This is a genomic window from Clostridium sp. AF34-13 (assembly GCF_003477845.1).
GTDB classification, from domain to species: Bacteria; Bacillota; Clostridia; order Lachnospirales; family Lachnospiraceae; genus Butyribacter; species Butyribacter intestini.
The window spans coordinates 1-18,109 of the sequence record NZ_QUEB01000017.1 but is presented as its reverse complement, the minus strand read 5'-3'; the positions used below and the strand labels follow the sequence as shown (position 1 = coordinate 18,109).

The following is an 18,109-nucleotide window of genomic DNA, read 5'->3' as shown; positions in this document are numbered from 1 at the left end:
CTGCAACATTTTACTTTTTTTCCTGTTATTATATGTGTGGGAACAAACTTATATATGCAGAAAAGGTCTGTTGTCCGCAAAGCAGACCTTTTCTGCAAACAAAAGGAGGTAGAATACCATGAAAAAAAATAATTTATTAAAAAAACTAACCGCTAATGCCATAGCAGTTACAATTATCATATCGACTGCATTTTCAAATATAAACCCTATATACACTGAAGCAGCAAATAAAAAGCCTTTTGTAGATGTCAATGATTATGGAATTTTGACATCATGCAATACCAAAGGAACTTTTCACATTTCCAAAAATATAAGTGCCATCTCTGCGAATGCATTTGACGATGCTCATATAACCGAGTTTACGGTTGACAATGACAATCCGTTATTCAAGACTGTAGACGGTGTATTATTTACCAAAGACGGCAAAAGACTTATAAGATTTCCTCAGGAAAAATCCGGAACATACACAATTCCTGCCGGTGTTAAGACCATTTCCCAGTACGCTTTTAAAAAATCCCGCAAACTGACAGAAATAGTCATTCCTGACTCTGTATCCAACATAGGAGAAGGTGCTTTTTACGGATGCCGTTCCCTCACAAACATCACACTTCCTAAAAAAGTCACAAAAATCCATCCATATACATTTTATAACTGCCTGTCATTAAAAAACATAAAACTAAACTCAAGCATTAAAAGACTCGGCTATAAAGCTTTCAAAAAATGTAAGAGCCTTGAGTCATTGACAATTCCAAAAAACATTACCAAAATAGAATCTGAAACTTTTAAGGAATGTGAAAATCTGAAAAAGGTCGTTCTTCCGTCAACACTTGAAACGATAGCATACAAAGCTTTCAGTAATTGTAACAGCTTAAACACTCTAAAACTGCCAAATGGACTTGAATTAATCGATGACTATGCCTTTTATGCCTGCAATAGCCTAAAATCAATAAAACTGCCCGACAATATTGACAAAATATATGATCATACCTTTGCTGATTGTAAAAATCTCAGTTCCGTTTACATGGGAAAAAACACCACTATAATAGGATACATGGCATTTTCTGGCTGCACATCATTAAAAAACATCACAATTCCCGCCAATGTTGAAAGTATTTCAAACACTGCTTTTGATAATTCCATTGAAACATTTAAGGTATCGTCTGACAGCACAAAATTCTCTGCATCCGACGGAATTTTATACAATAAAAATAAAACCACAATCAAAAAATTTCCTTGTCTCAAGTCAGGAAATTATAAAATGCCAAACACTGTGAAAAAAATTGCAAGCAATGCTTTCACAAACTCTGAATCATTGAAAAATATTACCTTTTCAGATAATATTGCTATTTTATATCTGGATGATTTTAGAAATTCAGGAATAAATACAATGCATCTTCCTGCAAAGCTTGAATATGTCGCCGGAAATTCATCATACTTGAAAAAACTTACAACCATAACCATTCCTGAAACAAACAAACGCTTTTTTACATATGACGATGTATTATATTGCTATTATGATGTTCAAAATTATGTATCTTCAAATGCAAATTCAAACTGGAACAGTGCAGCAAATGCGGCAAATTGCAGTATGCTGATATATCCTACGGCAAAAACCGGAACAGTAACACTTTTAGAACAGACATACTCCACAAATATTCCATCAGAAAACAGGGCATCTTATTTTAAGACAACATCTGTCACAACCGGAACAGCCTTTTATGCTTCTGATGGCGGCACACTCACTGATTCTAAGAAGACAATAATTTATGAAATTCCCGGCAAAATAAAGAAAATATCACTCGGCAGTAAGATGAAATATATCGACACTATTTACAACAACAAAAAATTTCTTACTGATATTAAGAGTTACAGCGTTTCTTCACTCAATAAATATTACACAGCCAAAAATGGTGTTTTGTATAACAAGCACCTCACAAAACTGCTTGATTATCCTTCACAGAGAACAGGCAGCTATGCATTTCCAGGCACCGTAATATCTATAAATCAGACAGCTTTTAAAAATGCCGTCAAACTTAAAGAATTAAAAATAAGTAAGAACATTGAAAATAATAAAACACTTTCACTTATAAACTGTAATTCTCTTTCAAAAATAACAATACCTGAGGGATCTGACTTAAGAAAATTAACTTTATATTTAAACGAAAAGGTCACACCAAAACTTATCTCAATACCAACATCACTCATCTCATTTAAAATGCATGGTATATCAGATAAAATGGGTGAAGTAACATCAATACAGGGATTTACAAACACCTGTGCCGACAAAGCTGCAAAAACATATAAGCTAAAATTTATAAGCAAAGGTGTTGTTCCTAAAAAGGTAAGAAAAGTCAAAGTCAAAGCTTATATAAATGAAAGATATGTCAAGATAAGCTGGGCTAAAGCATCCAATGTGAGTGGCTACGAAATATACTCTGATGACAACGATACCAGATATATCAAAAACAATAAAACAACAAGTACAAACATATATATAGGAAAAAACGGCTCAATCATACTGTATATAAGGGCATACAATATTGTAAACGGCAGGAAATTATATTCAAAAGCAAAGAAGCTGGATATATATCTGAATTAACAATAAAACTTTAACATTACAAATAGATGCACATTACTAAAAATGTATGTTGTAAAAAAGGCACACTGTAAAAAAATATACATTGCAAAAAATGTATGCTAAAAAGGAAAGGCATATTACAAAAAGAGATACTGCACTGTAATCAACAACAACTACTGTGCAGCATCTCTTTTATTTATACTCAGAAATATACTTTTTCGTTCTTAGCCAGGCAGATATACGCAATACGCTCTGCGGCTTGCTCATAACATTAAATCTACCGTTTAATTCAATTTCATAACTATCCGTTCAAAGGCATAAAAAAAAGCGGGTGATGGGAATCGAACCCACGTATCCAGCTTGGAAGGCTGGTGTTCTACCATTGAACTACACCCGCGTCAAAGACAAGAACTATTATAACACATTGTTTGAAAAATGCAAGAGGAAATTTGATTTTTTTTAAATTTTTTGTAACCAAATTTGTGTTAAAATAAATTTCAGAGAAAAACAAGCACATCCAATTATGATAACATACCATAAAAATGGATATTTAAAAAGAGCATGACAAATACTATATTTGGTGAATTGCAAAACTAATCATATGTTGTGTTAATTTCATAAACACATAAATTGATATAAGAAATGAGGAATATTATGGAACAGGCAAACAAATATATCAAAAATATAATAAACACCCAGCGTACTTTTTTTAACAGCAACAAAACAAAAGACATTACATTCAGAAAAAAAATGCTTTGCAAACTTAAAAAAGCAATAAAACATAATGAAAAGAAAATACTTAGAGCACTTTATCACGACCTCGGAAAGTCAAAGGCTGAGTCCTATATGTCAGAAATCGCAATGGTCTACCATGAAATAGATACCGCACTTTCCCACATCGATAAATGGAGCAGACCAATGCACGCAGCGGGTACCTTAAGTACATTCCCTGCAAAAAACTATATTTACAGCGAGCCATACGGTATAGTCCTTATCCTCGCACCGTGGAACTACCCTGTCAATCTGTCACTCTGCCCTCTGGTCGGTGCGATTGCAGCAGGAAACTGTGCCATTTTAAAATGCTCAAAAAGCAGTCTTATGACCTCAGATTTAATTCAGGATATTATTAACAGTACATTCAACAATAGTTATATATACTGCACGGACGCAGATATAGATTACGATGCGGTTCTTAATCAGAAATATGACTATATCTTTTTCACCGGAAGTCCTGCTGTGGGCAAACAAATAATGAAACAGGCAAGTGAAAATCTCACTCCGATTTCACTTGAACTCGGTGGAAAAAGCCCTTGTATAATAGACGAAACTGCTGACCTTAAACTTGCTGCCAAACGAATAGCATGGGGCAAATTTTTAAATGCAGGACAAACCTGCATCTCCATAGATTATGTACTCATACATGAAAAAGTTAAAAATACATTTATAAAAGAACTTTTCAGAGAGATAAAACACCGTTACAAAAACGCTGCATTTAACAGCTCTTATCCAAAAATAATAAACAGACACCATTATAACCGCCTGAAAAAACTGCTTGCATCAGAGACAAAAGTCATAGGCGGCATCTGCAATGACACTGAACGAAAAATCTCTCCGGCAATTTTACCTGACACAGACTTTGACAAACCGGTAATGCAGGAAGAAATCTTCGGACCACTTCTGCCGATAATAAGCTATCGCAGTTTAGACAAAGCGATACAAACCCTGAAAATAAAAGAAAAACCTCTCGCCTGCTATGTATTTACAAAGAAAAAAGCCACCGCCAATAAGATAATACACGAAATATCTTATGGCGGAGGCTGTATAAATGATGTTGTCATACACATCTCAAACCACAATCTCCCATTTGGCGGAGTAGGAAACAGCGGTATCGGCGGCTATCATGGAAAATATAGTTTTGAAACATTCAGCCATAGAAAGAGTATTGTCAAAAGCAGCGGTAAATTTGACATACCACTCAGATATGCACCTTACGGAACACTTAAATACCACCTTTTGAAAAGATTTTTGTAAAATACAGCCACTTTATTATGTGAATTTACAAAGCAATAGAATTTTATAAGCACTTCCCTGTCATTACTATGACAGGTGGTGCACTTGTTCTTATATCACCACACTCTCATTATTCCTTACTGCCTCATTCACAACCACATCAACCTCATCTTTGTCATCATCAACAAGATATATCTTATGTAAAAACAGATTTACACTCTCGCCCTCCTCAATAAGTTCCTGACCTATAGGTCTGTTTGCGATTACAATCTCGTTGTGAACTCTTATCCTAAGTTCAAGTCCATTTCCACGGAATGAAACCCCCTCTACTACTCCTTCCTCTGTCGTGACAGGATACGGATTAAATTCATTCTTCTTTCTGACCGTAATAAATTCAGGTCTTATAACAGCTGTTTTTCCGTCTGAAGCACTATGAAAACCATTAAATGAAACATAATCTTTTATCAAAACAGGTTCACCCAAAAACTGAGCCATGAACGGAGTTTTAGGATTGCCGTAAACCTCCACCGGTGTCCCTACCTGCTCTATTCTTCCCTTATTTGTCACAATAATCTGGTCTGCCACCTCTATTGCTTCATCCTGGTCATGCGTTACAAAAATACTTGTTATCCCTACCCTGTTTATGAGTTCCCTAAGCCATGACCTTAATTCCTTGCGGACTTTTGCATCAATAGCCGCAAATGGTTCGTCAAGCAGAAGAAGATGCGGCTGCGTTGCAAGTGCCCTCGCAAATGCGACACGCTGTCTCTGACCTCCTGAAAGCTGTGTCGGGTATCTCTTTTCAAATCCTCTCAAACCGACAAGTTCAATAAGTTCATATACACGCTCTTTTATCTCTGCCCTGCTTTTTTTCTGTATTTTAAGACCAAATGCTATATTGTCATACACAGTTTTATACCTAAATAAAGCATAATTCTGAAATACAAAACCGATTTCTCTCTTACTTGCCGGAATATTATTTACCTGTTTTCCATCAATATAAATCTCTCCTGAATCCGCATTTTCAAGACCTGCCAGAATTCTTAAAATCGTTGTCTTTCCACTCCCACTCGGTCCTAAAAGACCTATAAGTTTTCCCTTCTCAACTGAAAAACTAACATCATCAGATGCCTTATAATCGTTAAATGTCTTATTTATATGCTTAAGCTCGACATACGCTTTCTTATTGTCCTGCATACTTATACCTCACTTCTTTCATACTACTGACTATTTAGAAATTTGTGAAACTATCATTATCTATTATTAAATTGTGCAATTAACACAGCCTACAATGAGTTTAGCAGCCACCTATTCCATACTTTTTTCAAAAATGTTCTTTAAAACGAGAATTACAAGTGCCATCACCACAAGGATAGCCGACATTGCAAACGCTCCCGTAAAGTCAAATGCCTGATACAAAAGTTCTATGTAAAGCGGCATTGTATTTGTAATCCCCCTCAAATGTCCTGACAACACGGAAACTGCTCCAAATTCTCCCATTGCTCTTGCCGAGCAGAGTACAACTCCATATAAAAACGCCCATCTGATATGTGGAAATGTTATCTGGGTAAAAATCTGAAATCCGTTTGCTCCCATAAGTGCGGCGGCTTCCTCCTCGTCTGTCCCCTTAACCGTCAAAACAGGTATGATTTCTCTTGATATAAAAGGAAATGTGACAAATATTGTCGCAAGGACTATTCCGGGAACTGCAAATATTATCTGAATACCCCATTTTTCAAGGAAAGGATATATCGCACTCTGCCTGCCAAATGTAAGTACAAATATAAGACCGGCGATTATTGGAGAAATAGTAAGCGGCAGATCTATTAAAGTCGATATAAGTTTTTTGCCACGAAACTTAAAGCGTGTTATAAGCCATGCCGCAAAAATTCCAAACACTGAATTTATGATAACTGTTATCACAGTAACCTTTACGGTAAGGAAAATTGATTTAACTGCATATTCATCCGTAACCGATGAAACAAAAACTTTCCACCCCTCCCTCAATGCTGTATAAATGACATACACCAGCGGAAGTACAAGCATTACAATTAAAAATACGATGCTGACTCCAATCAGAAGCCATTTAACAAAACCTTTATTATTTCTTATCTCCAATATCTTCACCTCCATGAAAATCAAATCCCTGATACATTGAACATAAATTTATTATTTGTTCGCTGTACTAATCAATTCCACTTACGATTTTTGATGTATGACTTTGTATCAATGCGTTTATAAAAAGAATTATAAATGATATAAACAGCATGACAAGTGCGATAGATGTTGCACTCGCATAGTCAAACTCCTGAAGTTTAGCCATTATCATAAGCGGTGCTATCTCTGTTTTGTATGGAGTATTTCCGGCAATAAAAACAACACTTCCATACTCACCTATACATCTTGCAAAAGCCATTGTAAAACCTGCTATAAGTGCAGGGCGTATTTCAGGAAATATCACACTAAAAAAGATACGGGTACGGGAAGCACCAAACATTGCTGCCGCCTCCTCATACTCCTTTTCCACCTTTTCAAGCACCGGCTGAACACTTCTTACCACAAATGGAATTCCTATAAAAACAAGAGCCACAGTAATTCCAATCCGTGTATATGCAATTTTAACTCCGATTTTTGAAAAAATCTGTCCTACCCAGCCCTCAGGTATTGTAAGATGCGTAAGTGCAATACCCGCAACGGCTGTAGGCAATGCAAAAGGCATCTCGATAATTCCATCCATAATCTTTTTGCCAGGAAAATCATACCTCACAAGAACCCATGCGATAATCATTCCCATCACAGCATTTATCAATGATGCAGTCAGTGCCGTCAAAATGCTCACCTTATAACTCGCCAGAACTCTCGGTCTTGTCACTGTCACCATAAAATCATGCGGTGACAGTTTAAGTGAAAAGAATACAAGCGAGCATAACGGAATAATAACAATAAGTCCAAGTATTGCCATAACAATTCCAAAAGATAACCCGAAACCGGGAATCACACTTCTCTTACGCTTCATATCAAACTCCATTTCTAAACAACTTAATGTTAAAATGTCATGCTAATTAATTTATTACTACTCATATAGCATTTTGAAAAATAACATTTATTTGCAGTCTTTTTCTAAAATCCTATTTTTCCTCATAAATTGAGTCGAAAACTCCGCCATCAGAAAAATGTTTCTTAGTTGCTTCACTCCATCCTCCAAAATACCCGATATTAGTCAGGTCAACATCCGTGATTATCCATTTATTATCCTTTGGAAGTTTATCAATGGTATTGCCACTGCCCTTATAACTGTACTCTTTCAAAATCTTTTCATTTGAAGGACGGTAGTACCACTGTGCTTCTAACTTCTGAGCCTCATCAGAATACAGATATTTCAGATATTCCTCAGACACCTTTCTTGTTCCTCTCTGGTCTACAACCTTATCAACAACTGCAACTGTCGGCTGGCACAAGATTGAAACAGACGGAACGACAATCTCATATTCTCCCGGATGCTCATCCAATGAAAGAAATGCTTCATTTTCCCATGCAAGCAAAACATCGCCCTGCTTATTCTCAACAAAAGAAGTCGTTGCACCCCTCGCACCTGAGTCGAGAACAAGTACATTCTTATAAAGCTTCTTCATGCTCTCTTTAATCTCGTCCTCACTCTGTCCCTGCTTTTCAAAATAATACCATGCGGCAAGGTAATTCCATCTTGCACCACCGGAAGTTTTAGGATTTGGTGTAATAACCCCCACATCATTTCTAAGTAAATCACTCCAGTCTAAAATCTTTTTAGGATTTCCCTTTCTGACAAGAAATACAATGGACGATGTGTACGGCGAGCTGTCACGCTCGAACTCATTTACATAACCAGCATCAATAAGTCCCGCATCCTTTATTGCATCAACATCACCTTCAAGTGCAAGCGTTACCACATCCGCCTGAAGTCCGTTTGCAACCTCCAAAGCCTGCTTGCCTGAACCTCCATGTGACTGAATTATTGAAACATCCTGCCCAGCCTTTTCCTTCCAATGCTTTTGAAAGATTTTATTATATTCCGCATAGAGCTCTCTTGTCGGATCATAAGAAACATTTGTTATCTCAACTTTTTTAGAAGAAGCATCACTCTTTTTGCCATCTGTTCCTGCACTTGAACCGCAGCCTGTAAGACTTCCTAATGTCAATGCTGCTACCGTAAATAATGTAATAATCTTTTTCACTCTCATAATCTGCCTCTCTTTCCCCGCCCGCATTTTTTAATTGGTATAAATCGCTAAAGCGGTTTGTTTTTTTCTGATGTTGAAATAATATTCGCAAATGGAGTCAAAAACAATCAGAATATGTGAAATCGTTTGCAGATTTGGTGCATGGCAATCAAAAATTTCTTTTAAACCGGCTTTTTTTGTCAGAATATCCGACTTATATAAACACGAATGACAGAATGTTGTGAAATCGTTTGCAGATAAGAAAAATAGGATGTTTCCGAAACAGACAGAACATTTCTTTTGTTAAAAATAAGCTACTTTATGAAAAAAAAGTCAATTATAAGAAAATATACAGAGAAATTTTTGTAATATTGATGACCAGATGTTATACTCTAATTATTATGATTATCTGTGATAAAGATAAACTTGACGGAAAACGCTGCAATGCTGCTCCTGACTTTGTTATTGAAATTGTTTCACCCGGAAATCCTGCTGATGATTATATCCGTAAACTATATTATTATAAAAATACAAACTATTTTGCATAATAAATAATATATTTAATATTTTCAAATACAACGGATAACTGATACATTGAACAAGCCTGCAATTTCAACAGTACATTCATGCTCAATGTATCAAAGATTTAATTTTCGTTATACCGGCCTTATAATTATTCATCCATATAAAAACTCATCACCATACCGCTATTCCGATTAAATAAATAAGCATTTCCATGATTATCTTTATATGCACTTAAACACCCTGAACTGTCGTATCGCTCAGGCAATTTTCCCTCAGTAATCATAACCGCCTTACTGCTTTTCTTATTATTTTTACTATTCTTATTATCTGTATATATTACATCCGAGTTTAAAAAGACTTTTGCAAATTCAACAATTTTATTAATCTCAGTATTCTTATCTGTATTTTTCGCATTTCTAACTGTACTTTGATTTAACATACTTTCCAAAGTTCCATCACCATTAAAATATAAGTCCAGATAGAGATTATCAGCCTTGTTTTTATTGGTAATGCTGCACGATATATCCCCCTGTTTAAACTCAGCCAGATACATTTTTCCATGCCACATCATTTCCTGATACACTTCTTTAGGAAAAACCTGTCTGACTTTCTTTAATATAGAAACAGCAAGTGGATTGCCGCTTTTATTTATCTTATCTATAGAATAAATATTTTTTGTAATTGGCACTATATCATCACTATCCATGTCTGTTTCATCAGCGGTTGAATTATCTTTAATATTATTAATAGCTTTCTCATTATTAGAAGTGTCTGCGGCTTTAATGTTACTATCTATTTTGTCACCGTATGTCATTTTATTATTATCTGGACCAATCTTTTTCTCAGCAATAATTTTATCTGGCTTATTGGCATCAGTCTTTACCGCAGCTTTTGTCAGACAGGAAACACCCACAATCACAACAGCTATCGCAGCTACAACACTAACCCATTTTTTCTTTGCATTAAATTTCATAATATTTTTCACTCTCTTTCTTATGTCTGACTCGCCAAAAGCCGGCAGCCCTACATTAAAATCCCCCGTTTTTGTCGCAAGTTTCAATAATGATGTACTATAAGCTGCACGAATATCACTTTTACTATTTTTCAAAACATATTCATCACAACTCATTTCCATGTCACGAATCATTACAAAATATGCAAACCAGATAAGCGGCTGAAACCAATAAATTACACATAAAATATAAGCACAAATTTTAATAATCTGGTCTTTTCTGCGTATATGATACTGCTCATGCTTAAGTATATATTCCCGTTCCTGTTCACTTAAATTAAATGGAATATAAATCTTAGGTCTGACAATTCCAAGAACAAATGGAGTGCTGATACATTCACTTTCATAAATATTATCTTTTCGCCTAATCGCCATCAAAACAGTTTGCTTTGTCCGCCAAATCAAAAACAGATTTCTTACCAATAAAACAATACAACCACAAAGCCAGATATATGCAGTTGTTGTAACAGTTAAAGACTGTGAAATATTTTCTGTTCCTGCCGTATTATTCTGATTTTGTTTTGTTTTTTGATTTTTATTTGTACTTGAAACATTGTCAAATTTGCTTTTATTACTGTCTTTAGTTTTTTGATTTTTTTCATTATAGGTTTTATTTTTATCTGCAAAGTTTTTCGCATTTAAAGGCAATGAATGATGTTCAAGAAATGTATCTGAGACATTATTTAGCAAACTATAAATACTTATAGGTGAACTTAAACGAATAGGACATAACAGATAAATTCCGACAATCGCCCACAAAATATAACTGTATTTTTTAGGTGCTCTGCGAAGAAACAATCGCACCGCAAAAACCGTCAGAATCACAACACAAACGGCAATACTGTTATGTAAAAGATATACAAAAATATTTTTTAACATTGAAAACTCCCCCTATTTAGTTATTGTTTGCGATAATTTATTTCTCACTGTAATCATCTATAATCTGCTTAATTTTTTCTGCTTCTTTTTTAGAAATCTTCTTTCCACCAAGAAATGCGGTCAAAAATCCCGGCAGCGAACCGTCAAAAGTACGCTCAACAAAATAATTAGATTCATCACGCTGCACACGCTCTCTCGGAATGATAACTGAAACCACTGCATTTTCATTGATAAGATACCCTTTTTGTGCCAACTTTTTGATAGCGGTATATGTTGTCGATTTCTTCCAGCCAAGCTGCTCATTACAAAGTTTAACTAACGCTCCCGAAGAAACCGGGGCATTATCCCATACAATAGTCATAAAACGATAGTCACTGTCGCATAATTTTAAATATTCCATGTTTTTGATTTCCTTTCAATTTATGTTTTTTTATATTTCCAAATTCCTCGTTTAATATTTAAATAATCTTTTTATAACCCAGCAGACATATCTGATTTTGGCTCAGACAATTATAAATTAAAGCTGATATCCACATTCTGCTATGCTGTTTGCTGGTACCCTATCAGCTTTTGGTCTATAGCGACCGACCTTTCAATTTAAGACAAGTCTACAACAACCGACCTGGAATGTCAATGTTTTTTTGCAATTTAAAGTTTTGGCAAAACACACATCCTGAATATGAAATTTTACTTTTTAACTATTTGTATCAAGAAACTGATGTAATATCAAAATAACTTTATTTACTCGCTCTACACTGCATGGTATAATCCAATTACAAGTATGAAAACCATTGTATGCATTTTATTCAGAATGGAGTGATTAAATGAAAAAGAACAGAAAATTTATGAGCATATTACTTGCTCTCTCTGTTGCCATAGCAGGCTGTCCGGCTGCCTATACCGCAGCAGATACGACAACACAAACCGAAAACACAAGCGATTACGGACGAAAACCTGATGACTCGTATATCCACCGTTCGACAGGAGGGAAAAAATCCAGACCATGTCGAGCAATGACTACAGCAAAGAGGCATGGGGAGAAGGATGGCACGCACATCCAAGCAATACCTTTCTCGAAGAAAATGAAGACGGTACATTTCTTCGCATCTCTTTCTTTGACGATGAGGGCGTATTTCTTGAAACCTATGATGCAGATTTTAACTTTGTTTCTTCAAGGCAGCTTACCAAAGGGATTTGGACAGCCAGAGGATATTTCAAGGGAAAAGATGCCCGCTACATAGTATATAAGCAGAATAATTACAAACAGTCTGATGAAAAAGAAGTGGTGCGTGTTGTAAAGTACGATGACAATTGGAATATTCTCGGTCGATGCAGTATTTCAGCAATAAACACCTATGAAGCTTTTTCATCCGGCAGTGTAAGAATATTGGAAAGTGACGGTATTTTATATATTCATGCAGCTCATACCATGTACTCTTCGGGTTCACTTACGGATGATGCACACCACCAGGCAAATATGACACTTGAAATTGATGAAGCTACCATGAAAAAAGTCGCCGATATGACTGCAGTAAGCAATCCAAAGACAGGGTATGTCAGCCATTCCTGGAATCAGTTTATCCAGGCGGATGATAATTATATCTATCGGCTGGATCAAGGCGATTTTTACCCGCGTGCGATTTCTCTTTCCAAGCAAAAGAAATACTATGAAGGCATTGATATGAATCATATAGAGGACCGCAAGGATATATTTAATTTTTGCGGAAAAGGACAGATTTACACGGGTGTCTCTATCGGTGGCTTTGAGCTTATCGGTAATACACTGTTCACTGTCGGAAACTCGATTGATCCAAATACAACCGATAGTATATTGAATATGGTGAAATGGAGAAATGTTTTTGTCAACCTGACCGACAAAGACCCTTTCAGCACAAAAACTTTATGGCTTACCAATTACACCGCCGATGATAAAATCCTTGTCCATACCCCGCATACGGTTGTCGTCAATGACGGTATGTATGTTCTGTGGGAGGAGGGATACTGGGATCAGGAGAATAGCGATAACTATGCCGTCCTCACAAGAATTGCAAAAATTAAAAATGACGGCACGCTCGATGGAAAAATATATAAAATATGCGGTCGACTGACCGACTGCAAACCAATTCTCACAAAAAAAGGGCATATTGTCTGGTATATGACTAATGACAGTTCCCCGGTCTTTTACGATGTAGAGCCTGCCCGTCTTGATGACATCTGTTTTGATGGCAAAGGATATATCCTTTTATCCGGAACAACAATGAAACTGTCTCAGGACACCTATACAGATATAAACGACGGCAAGACTCATGCCTACAAACCTGATGTTGAAGTCTATTATAAAGGAGAAAAACTGACCCCGGACAAAGATTATACACTTTCTTATGAGGATAACTATACACAGGGAACCGCTTATGCCGTAATCACCGGAAAAGGAGTGTTCAGCGGATGGAATAAAACGGCATTTACCATCCTGCCCGCCGAAGAAAACACATGGGAAATGCCAAACTGGTGGGGTACGACAAAACCAACCCAGACGCCATCTGCATCTGCAGCTCCAACCTCAGCCCCGGAAAATACACATGCCGCTGCAGATACGGCAAAACCAACTAAAACACCATCACCGACTGCTACAAAATCACCTGCCAATACCCCTGCAGCCACACCGTCTGCGAGACCATCTTCAACAGCAAATGTAGTCCCGCTCTTAAAAATAACAAAATTGAAAACCAGCAGGCAGTCAGGAAAAAGATTGTATGTATCGTGGAAAAAACCATCACAGGCGAAAGGATATGAAATTCAGTATGCACAGAGCAAAAATTTCAAAAAGAAACTGAAAACCGTGAAAAAATATTTTTCTACGCCATCCTATGTGACATTAAAAAAAATGCAGAAAAAAAAGACCTACTATATCCGTGTCCGTGCATATACACGGGTACGCGGAAAAAAAGTATATGGCAAATGGAGTTCCGTGAAAAAAGTGAAGTATTGATATTGTAATATTTTTTAGTGATAATTTAGCCAATAATTTTAACATTTTAACAAAATAAATGCCGAAAGTCCTTATAAGCACAGGCTTTCGGCATTTTAATCTTTTATTTTTATGTTATTTCTAATGCTGTTTCATTCTATACTTTTTACATCTATTACATTTGCTGTTGCAGCTTCCATTCCTCCCTCAATACAGAATAATTTGCCATGTCAACTATACCCTGATTATTCTTACCTGACTGCCGCAAAGTTCCCTCATATTTCATGCCAATTTTCTGCATAACACGCCCCGAGTTAGGATTATCTATATCATGTCCGGCACAAATTCTGTTTACACTAACTTCTGTAAAGAAAAATTCCAGCAACCGTTCTGCTGCTTCTGCCGTATAACAATTTCCCCACCATTTACGACCTATAACCCAGCCTAATTCTACGCTATCAATTTCATCAATGATTTTTACAACAGATATATTTCCGATAAGTTCATGTGAATTTTTTAATGCCTTATCCCAATATTTATCATAAAAGTTAATTGTTTTACTCAGAAACAATCACTCGTGTGTTAAAATACTGTTCCTGAAAATAAATCTGTCTGTTAATCTCCTCTTTTGTAAAAGTCATATTTTCCGGTGCAACCACCCATTTTTCTTCCACATCATCTATTCGATGAACAACTGCAATGATTTTTCCAGTAAACTTATCTACAGCCTTATCAACTCCCAATATATAAGCATCCTGTTCCTCCCCGTCAGGTGCGATAATTCCTTCTATATAACCATAGTTGACCGGATAATACATATCTTTATGTTCCGGGTGATAACTTCCCATTGGTCTGTCAACGGTCACAGTCACTATTTTTCCTATAACTGAACTTTGCATTAATATTTGCACCTCCTTTGAACTCTCCATTATCTAAAACTACTTCTAATCATCCCTCTCTGTCATTCCAATCTTAACCCATCCGTCAAGACATGGATTTGTTAAGATATACACAAATCCTTTTTCCATTTAAAACCTCCTCACCTGTTTAATATTACAATTTTGTTGTCAAAATACTATTCTTAAAAGCAAAATTGCCCACACTATTTTCTCAATATATCTGCATCATTCCATGATTTTCTAACTACTTATAATCCTGTGACACAGCCATAAAATCACGCTTGCCTTTGATATAATCCTGATATGCAAGTTCGGGGTCTTTCCCACGAAACACTGTACAAAGTCAACACATATCGCAATCGGCAATGCACTTGAAAGTATTTTTAATATATTGCCTTCTTTCCTCTATCGTAGAACTTTTTAAATCCGGTGCTCTCATAAAATATCACCTACTTCACCATGCCTGAATTACTTCTGTATTCCTCGTTTAACTGACGCAGCTCTTTTTCTCCAATAATATACGGCTCATAAAATGCATCGACCGAACCGCCACCTAAATTGTCACAGCCGTTGCAAAAATCACAGGCTCCACCGCATTGATTAAGCCCTTCCTGAACAATACGAATTCTTTCTTCTTTTGTTGTATCCTTTATCAATAAACTTTTAATCTCCATGTTCTGTCATCCTTTCTTAAAAAATATAAATTCTAAGACTCCTATTTGCATTATACAACAAAAACTAACGCAGCAAAATACCCCATAAACAGATTTGGTTTCATCTACCTTTTCTGCTTAAGGGGTATCGTAACTCCAACATTTAATGGCTTGCAGCCATGTTATCTTTTTTTATAAAGAATCAGTTCCGGATTTGTTAAATCTGCATCATATGTGCAAACCATAACAAAATCCATACTTGCAAGAACTCCAAAATATCGTTCGCCACCAAATTCACACTCCAGTTGATTTCCTAAATATGTTTTCTGATTATCCAAAAATTTCACCCTCATTCCGTTTGGCAACGGGTATTCAAGGTTTATATCCCGTCCAACAAGTGCATTTAATTTCTCAACTTTCGGCATCCCCTCTATATGAAGTTCGTTTATTTCTGTTATCAGTTGATTCTTAAACTCCTCAAACTGTCCATTGTCACTGAGCTCATCATATCTTTTCCAATAATCTAACTTTGGAAGCATTTCTTTCATATACGCACGCGCCTGTTCCTCAGTGAAGTTTTCATTTACCATATTTTTTGCACATACATCAATCAAATCGTCCATATCACTGTAAGTATAATTTCCATCGGCATAGCACCATTTACAATAGTCCTCATTCAACGAGCCGTCACTGTCACGGCTTATAATCGCATCATCTTCAAGCGGCATTCCACAGCACTGACAGATAAGCTGTCTCGGTGCACCTAAAAGCGTATTAATAGAAACATCAAATTCCTTTGATAATAATTTTAATGTCTCCGTATTTGGAATCGTTTCTCCATTTTCCCAGCGGGATACTGCCTGTCTCGTAACCATAACCTTTTCAGCCAGCTCTTCCTGCGATAATCCTTTTTGGGTACGAAGTTCCAAAATAATTTCCCTTGTTTCCATCACATCACCTCCGTTAGGGATATAATAGCAGAAAAGCGGAGGGTGGGAAAGCAACTTGTTGTTTCGGAGAGGTAGGCGAAATATATTTGCAATTAACAATTTTATAATACCAATTACCATTATTGAAGTATAGGAATTAGTCTGATAATTCCTAAAGCCGCCGCATCTTGTCCAATTTTCATCTATATCATCTTTTCTCCGAATAATGGCTATAATTTCACCTGCAAATACTTCTCTATCAATTCCGGCTGTATCAACGGATATGTCCAATTTTCAGGCAACTCATCCATAAGCACAACTTTCTCCATCTCACTATGTAATTCTTTCACAAATTCAGTTATCTCTGCAAAACAAAGCAGTCCAAATGTTTCCTCTCCAGTCTCATTTACTCTGTTCTTACCGGTTACTGAATATACACATATCGGTTTTATCTCAAATTTGATAGCTCCAGTCTCTTCCTGCAACTCCCTTTTTGCTGTTTCAAAAATATCCTCCCCAGCTTCTCTATGCCCTCCCGGCACTTCATATGTATCTCTTTCTTTATGTTTGCAGAAAACCCACTTGCCATTACTCTTTGAGATAATCACTGCAAATTTCAATAGTTCATCATTAACTGTATCATAAAATTTTACTTCAATCACTTTTCCCCTTCCCATTCCAGCATAAACTCATTCAGAAATTCCTGCATTACAACCTGTCTATGTTCTGCAAGTTTCTTTCCCTCAGTCGTATTCATCATGTCTTTTAACAAGAGCAACTTTTCATAGAAATGATTGATGCTTGTAGAATCTTGATTATTCCGATACTCTTCTTTGTTCATTCCCATTTTAGGTTTTATTTCCGGATCATAAATCTTTCTTCCCCTACTACCACCATATGCAAGTGTTCTGGCAATTCCAATAGCTCCTATAGCATCAAGTCTGTCTGCATCCTGCACACATTTTCCTTCTATGGTATCAGGTACGACTGAATCAGCTCCTGCAAATGAAACCTCATCTATAATTTTGCATACCACCTCTATCCTTTTACCATCTATTTTGTTAATTGTCATAAAATCAACTGCATTTTTCTTGGTAACATAAGTGTCCGGAGAAAGCTTAATATCGTCCACATCATGTAACAGAGCCGCCAACTGCACTGTTTTAACATCTGCATTTTCCTGTTTTGCGATTTTAGCAGCCAGTTTATATACTCGTATCGTATGATAATAGTCATGTCCACTGCTGTCTCCCGAAAATATATCTTTTATAAATTCCATTTCATTATCTGTCATCTTTTCTCCTTAGCAGTCTAGCAAAGTAATTCTTCCAGTAATTTTGTCTTACTCATCATTTGCTTTTAGCATAAAATACATCTGTCACAATAGTTTCTTCTATTATATCACAAATTTGCAAAGGTCAATTGTAAAAGTTAATTCCGCTTTGTAAGACTTACTTCCA

The 18,109-nt window shown here is 36.1% G+C and carries 15 protein-coding genes and 1 tRNA gene; 3 read left to right on the top strand and 13 right to left on the bottom strand.

The features are described 5' to 3' along the window. The first annotated feature begins 118 nt into the window (after positions 1 to 118). Positions 119 to 2,599 carry a leucine-rich repeat domain-containing protein gene (locus DWZ63_RS13180; protein WP_118500097.1) on the top strand — a complete coding sequence of 827 codons (2,481 nt, stop codon included), beginning with the start codon at positions 119 to 121 and terminating at the stop codon, positions 2,597 to 2,599. A 305-nt stretch (positions 2,600 to 2,904) separates the two neighbouring features. On the opposite strand, the gene DWZ63_RS13175 is transcribed toward DWZ63_RS13180, so the two are convergent. Next, a tRNA-Gly gene (locus DWZ63_RS13175) sits at positions 2,905 to 2,975 on the bottom strand. 257 nt (positions 2,976 to 3,232) lie between these two features. Here DWZ63_RS13175 and DWZ63_RS13170 point away from each other — a divergent pair. Beyond that, positions 3,233 to 4,609, top strand: a complete 1,377-nt coding sequence (locus tag DWZ63_RS13170) for an aldehyde dehydrogenase family protein (RefSeq protein WP_055940505.1) — start codon at positions 3,233 to 3,235, stop codon at positions 4,607 to 4,609. Positions 4,610 to 4,699: 90 nt separating this feature from the next. On the opposite strand, the gene DWZ63_RS13165 is transcribed toward DWZ63_RS13170, so the two are convergent. The 6 genes from DWZ63_RS13165 to DWZ63_RS13135 all read right to left on the bottom strand — a co-directional run bounded on the left by DWZ63_RS13165 (position 4,700) and on the right by DWZ63_RS13135 (position 11,600). After that, entirely contained in the window at positions 4,700 to 5,785 is a 1,086-nt protein-coding gene (locus DWZ63_RS13165; RefSeq protein WP_055940502.1) for an ABC transporter ATP-binding protein, read from the bottom strand. A gap of 111 nt (positions 5,786 to 5,896) precedes the next feature. Next, positions 5,897 to 6,721 carry a sulfate ABC transporter permease subunit CysW gene (gene cysW, locus DWZ63_RS13160; protein WP_055940499.1) on the bottom strand — a complete coding sequence of 275 codons (825 nt, stop codon included), beginning with the start codon at positions 6,719 to 6,721 and terminating at the stop codon, positions 5,897 to 5,899. Positions 6,722 to 6,773: 52 nt separating this feature from the next. Further along, a complete protein-coding gene (cysT, locus tag DWZ63_RS13155; RefSeq protein WP_055940497.1) occupies positions 6,774 to 7,604 on the bottom strand; it encodes a sulfate ABC transporter permease subunit CysT in 831 nt (276 codons plus the stop codon). Positions 7,605 to 7,716: 112 nt separating this feature from the next. Next, on the bottom strand, positions 7,717 to 8,805 hold the full coding sequence (locus DWZ63_RS13150) for a sulfate ABC transporter substrate-binding protein (RefSeq protein WP_055940494.1): 1,089 nt from the start codon (positions 8,803 to 8,805) through the stop codon (positions 7,717 to 7,719). 652 nt (positions 8,806 to 9,457) lie between these two features. Beyond that, on the bottom strand, positions 9,458 to 11,200 hold the full coding sequence (locus tag DWZ63_RS13140; protein ID WP_118500096.1) for a M56 family metallopeptidase: 1,743 nt from the start codon (positions 11,198 to 11,200) through the stop codon (positions 9,458 to 9,460). A gap of 37 nt (positions 11,201 to 11,237) precedes the next feature. Further along, positions 11,238 to 11,600: a BlaI/MecI/CopY family transcriptional regulator gene (locus DWZ63_RS13135; protein WP_022013284.1), complete on the bottom strand. Its 363-nt coding sequence runs from the start codon at positions 11,598 to 11,600 to the stop codon at positions 11,238 to 11,240. Between the two features lie 603 nt (positions 11,601 to 12,203). Here DWZ63_RS13135 and DWZ63_RS13130 point away from each other — a divergent pair. Then, complete coding sequence (locus DWZ63_RS13130) at positions 12,204 to 14,189, top strand: fibronectin type III domain-containing protein (protein WP_118500095.1); 1,986 nt, start codon at positions 12,204 to 12,206, stop codon at positions 14,187 to 14,189. A gap of 154 nt (positions 14,190 to 14,343) precedes the next feature. Here the strand turns inward: DWZ63_RS13130 and DWZ63_RS13125 are convergent, their stop codons facing one another. From DWZ63_RS13125 to DWZ63_RS13095, 6 genes are all read right to left on the bottom strand, one after another. Continuing rightward, entirely contained in the window at positions 14,344 to 14,739 is a 396-nt protein-coding gene (locus DWZ63_RS13125; RefSeq protein ID WP_055940482.1) for a GNAT family N-acetyltransferase, read from the bottom strand. Continuing rightward, positions 14,726 to 15,067, bottom strand: coding sequence for an inorganic pyrophosphatase (locus tag DWZ63_RS13120; protein ID WP_055940479.1), 342 nt, complete (start codon positions 15,065 to 15,067; stop codon positions 14,726 to 14,728). Before DWZ63_RS13120 ends, DWZ63_RS13125 begins: the two co-directional genes overlap by 14 nt. A gap of 449 nt (positions 15,068 to 15,516) precedes the next feature. Further along, a complete protein-coding gene (locus DWZ63_RS13110) occupies positions 15,517 to 15,741 on the bottom strand; it encodes a hypothetical protein (protein WP_055940478.1) in 225 nt (74 codons plus the stop codon). A 161-nt stretch (positions 15,742 to 15,902) separates the two neighbouring features. Continuing rightward, a complete protein-coding gene (locus DWZ63_RS13105) occupies positions 15,903 to 16,670 on the bottom strand; it encodes a zinc ribbon domain-containing protein (RefSeq protein WP_055940476.1) in 768 nt (255 codons plus the stop codon). Between the two features lie 209 nt (positions 16,671 to 16,879). After that, positions 16,880 to 17,311 carry an NUDIX domain-containing protein gene (locus DWZ63_RS13100; RefSeq protein ID WP_118500128.1) on the bottom strand — a complete coding sequence of 144 codons (432 nt, stop codon included), beginning with the start codon at positions 17,309 to 17,311 and terminating at the stop codon, positions 16,880 to 16,882. Next, a complete protein-coding gene (locus DWZ63_RS13095; RefSeq protein ID WP_055940473.1) occupies positions 17,308 to 17,943 on the bottom strand; it encodes an HD domain-containing protein in 636 nt (211 codons plus the stop codon). The genes DWZ63_RS13100 and DWZ63_RS13095 overlap by 4 nt, the downstream gene beginning before the upstream one ends. Positions 17,944 to 18,109: the final 166 nt, after the last annotated feature.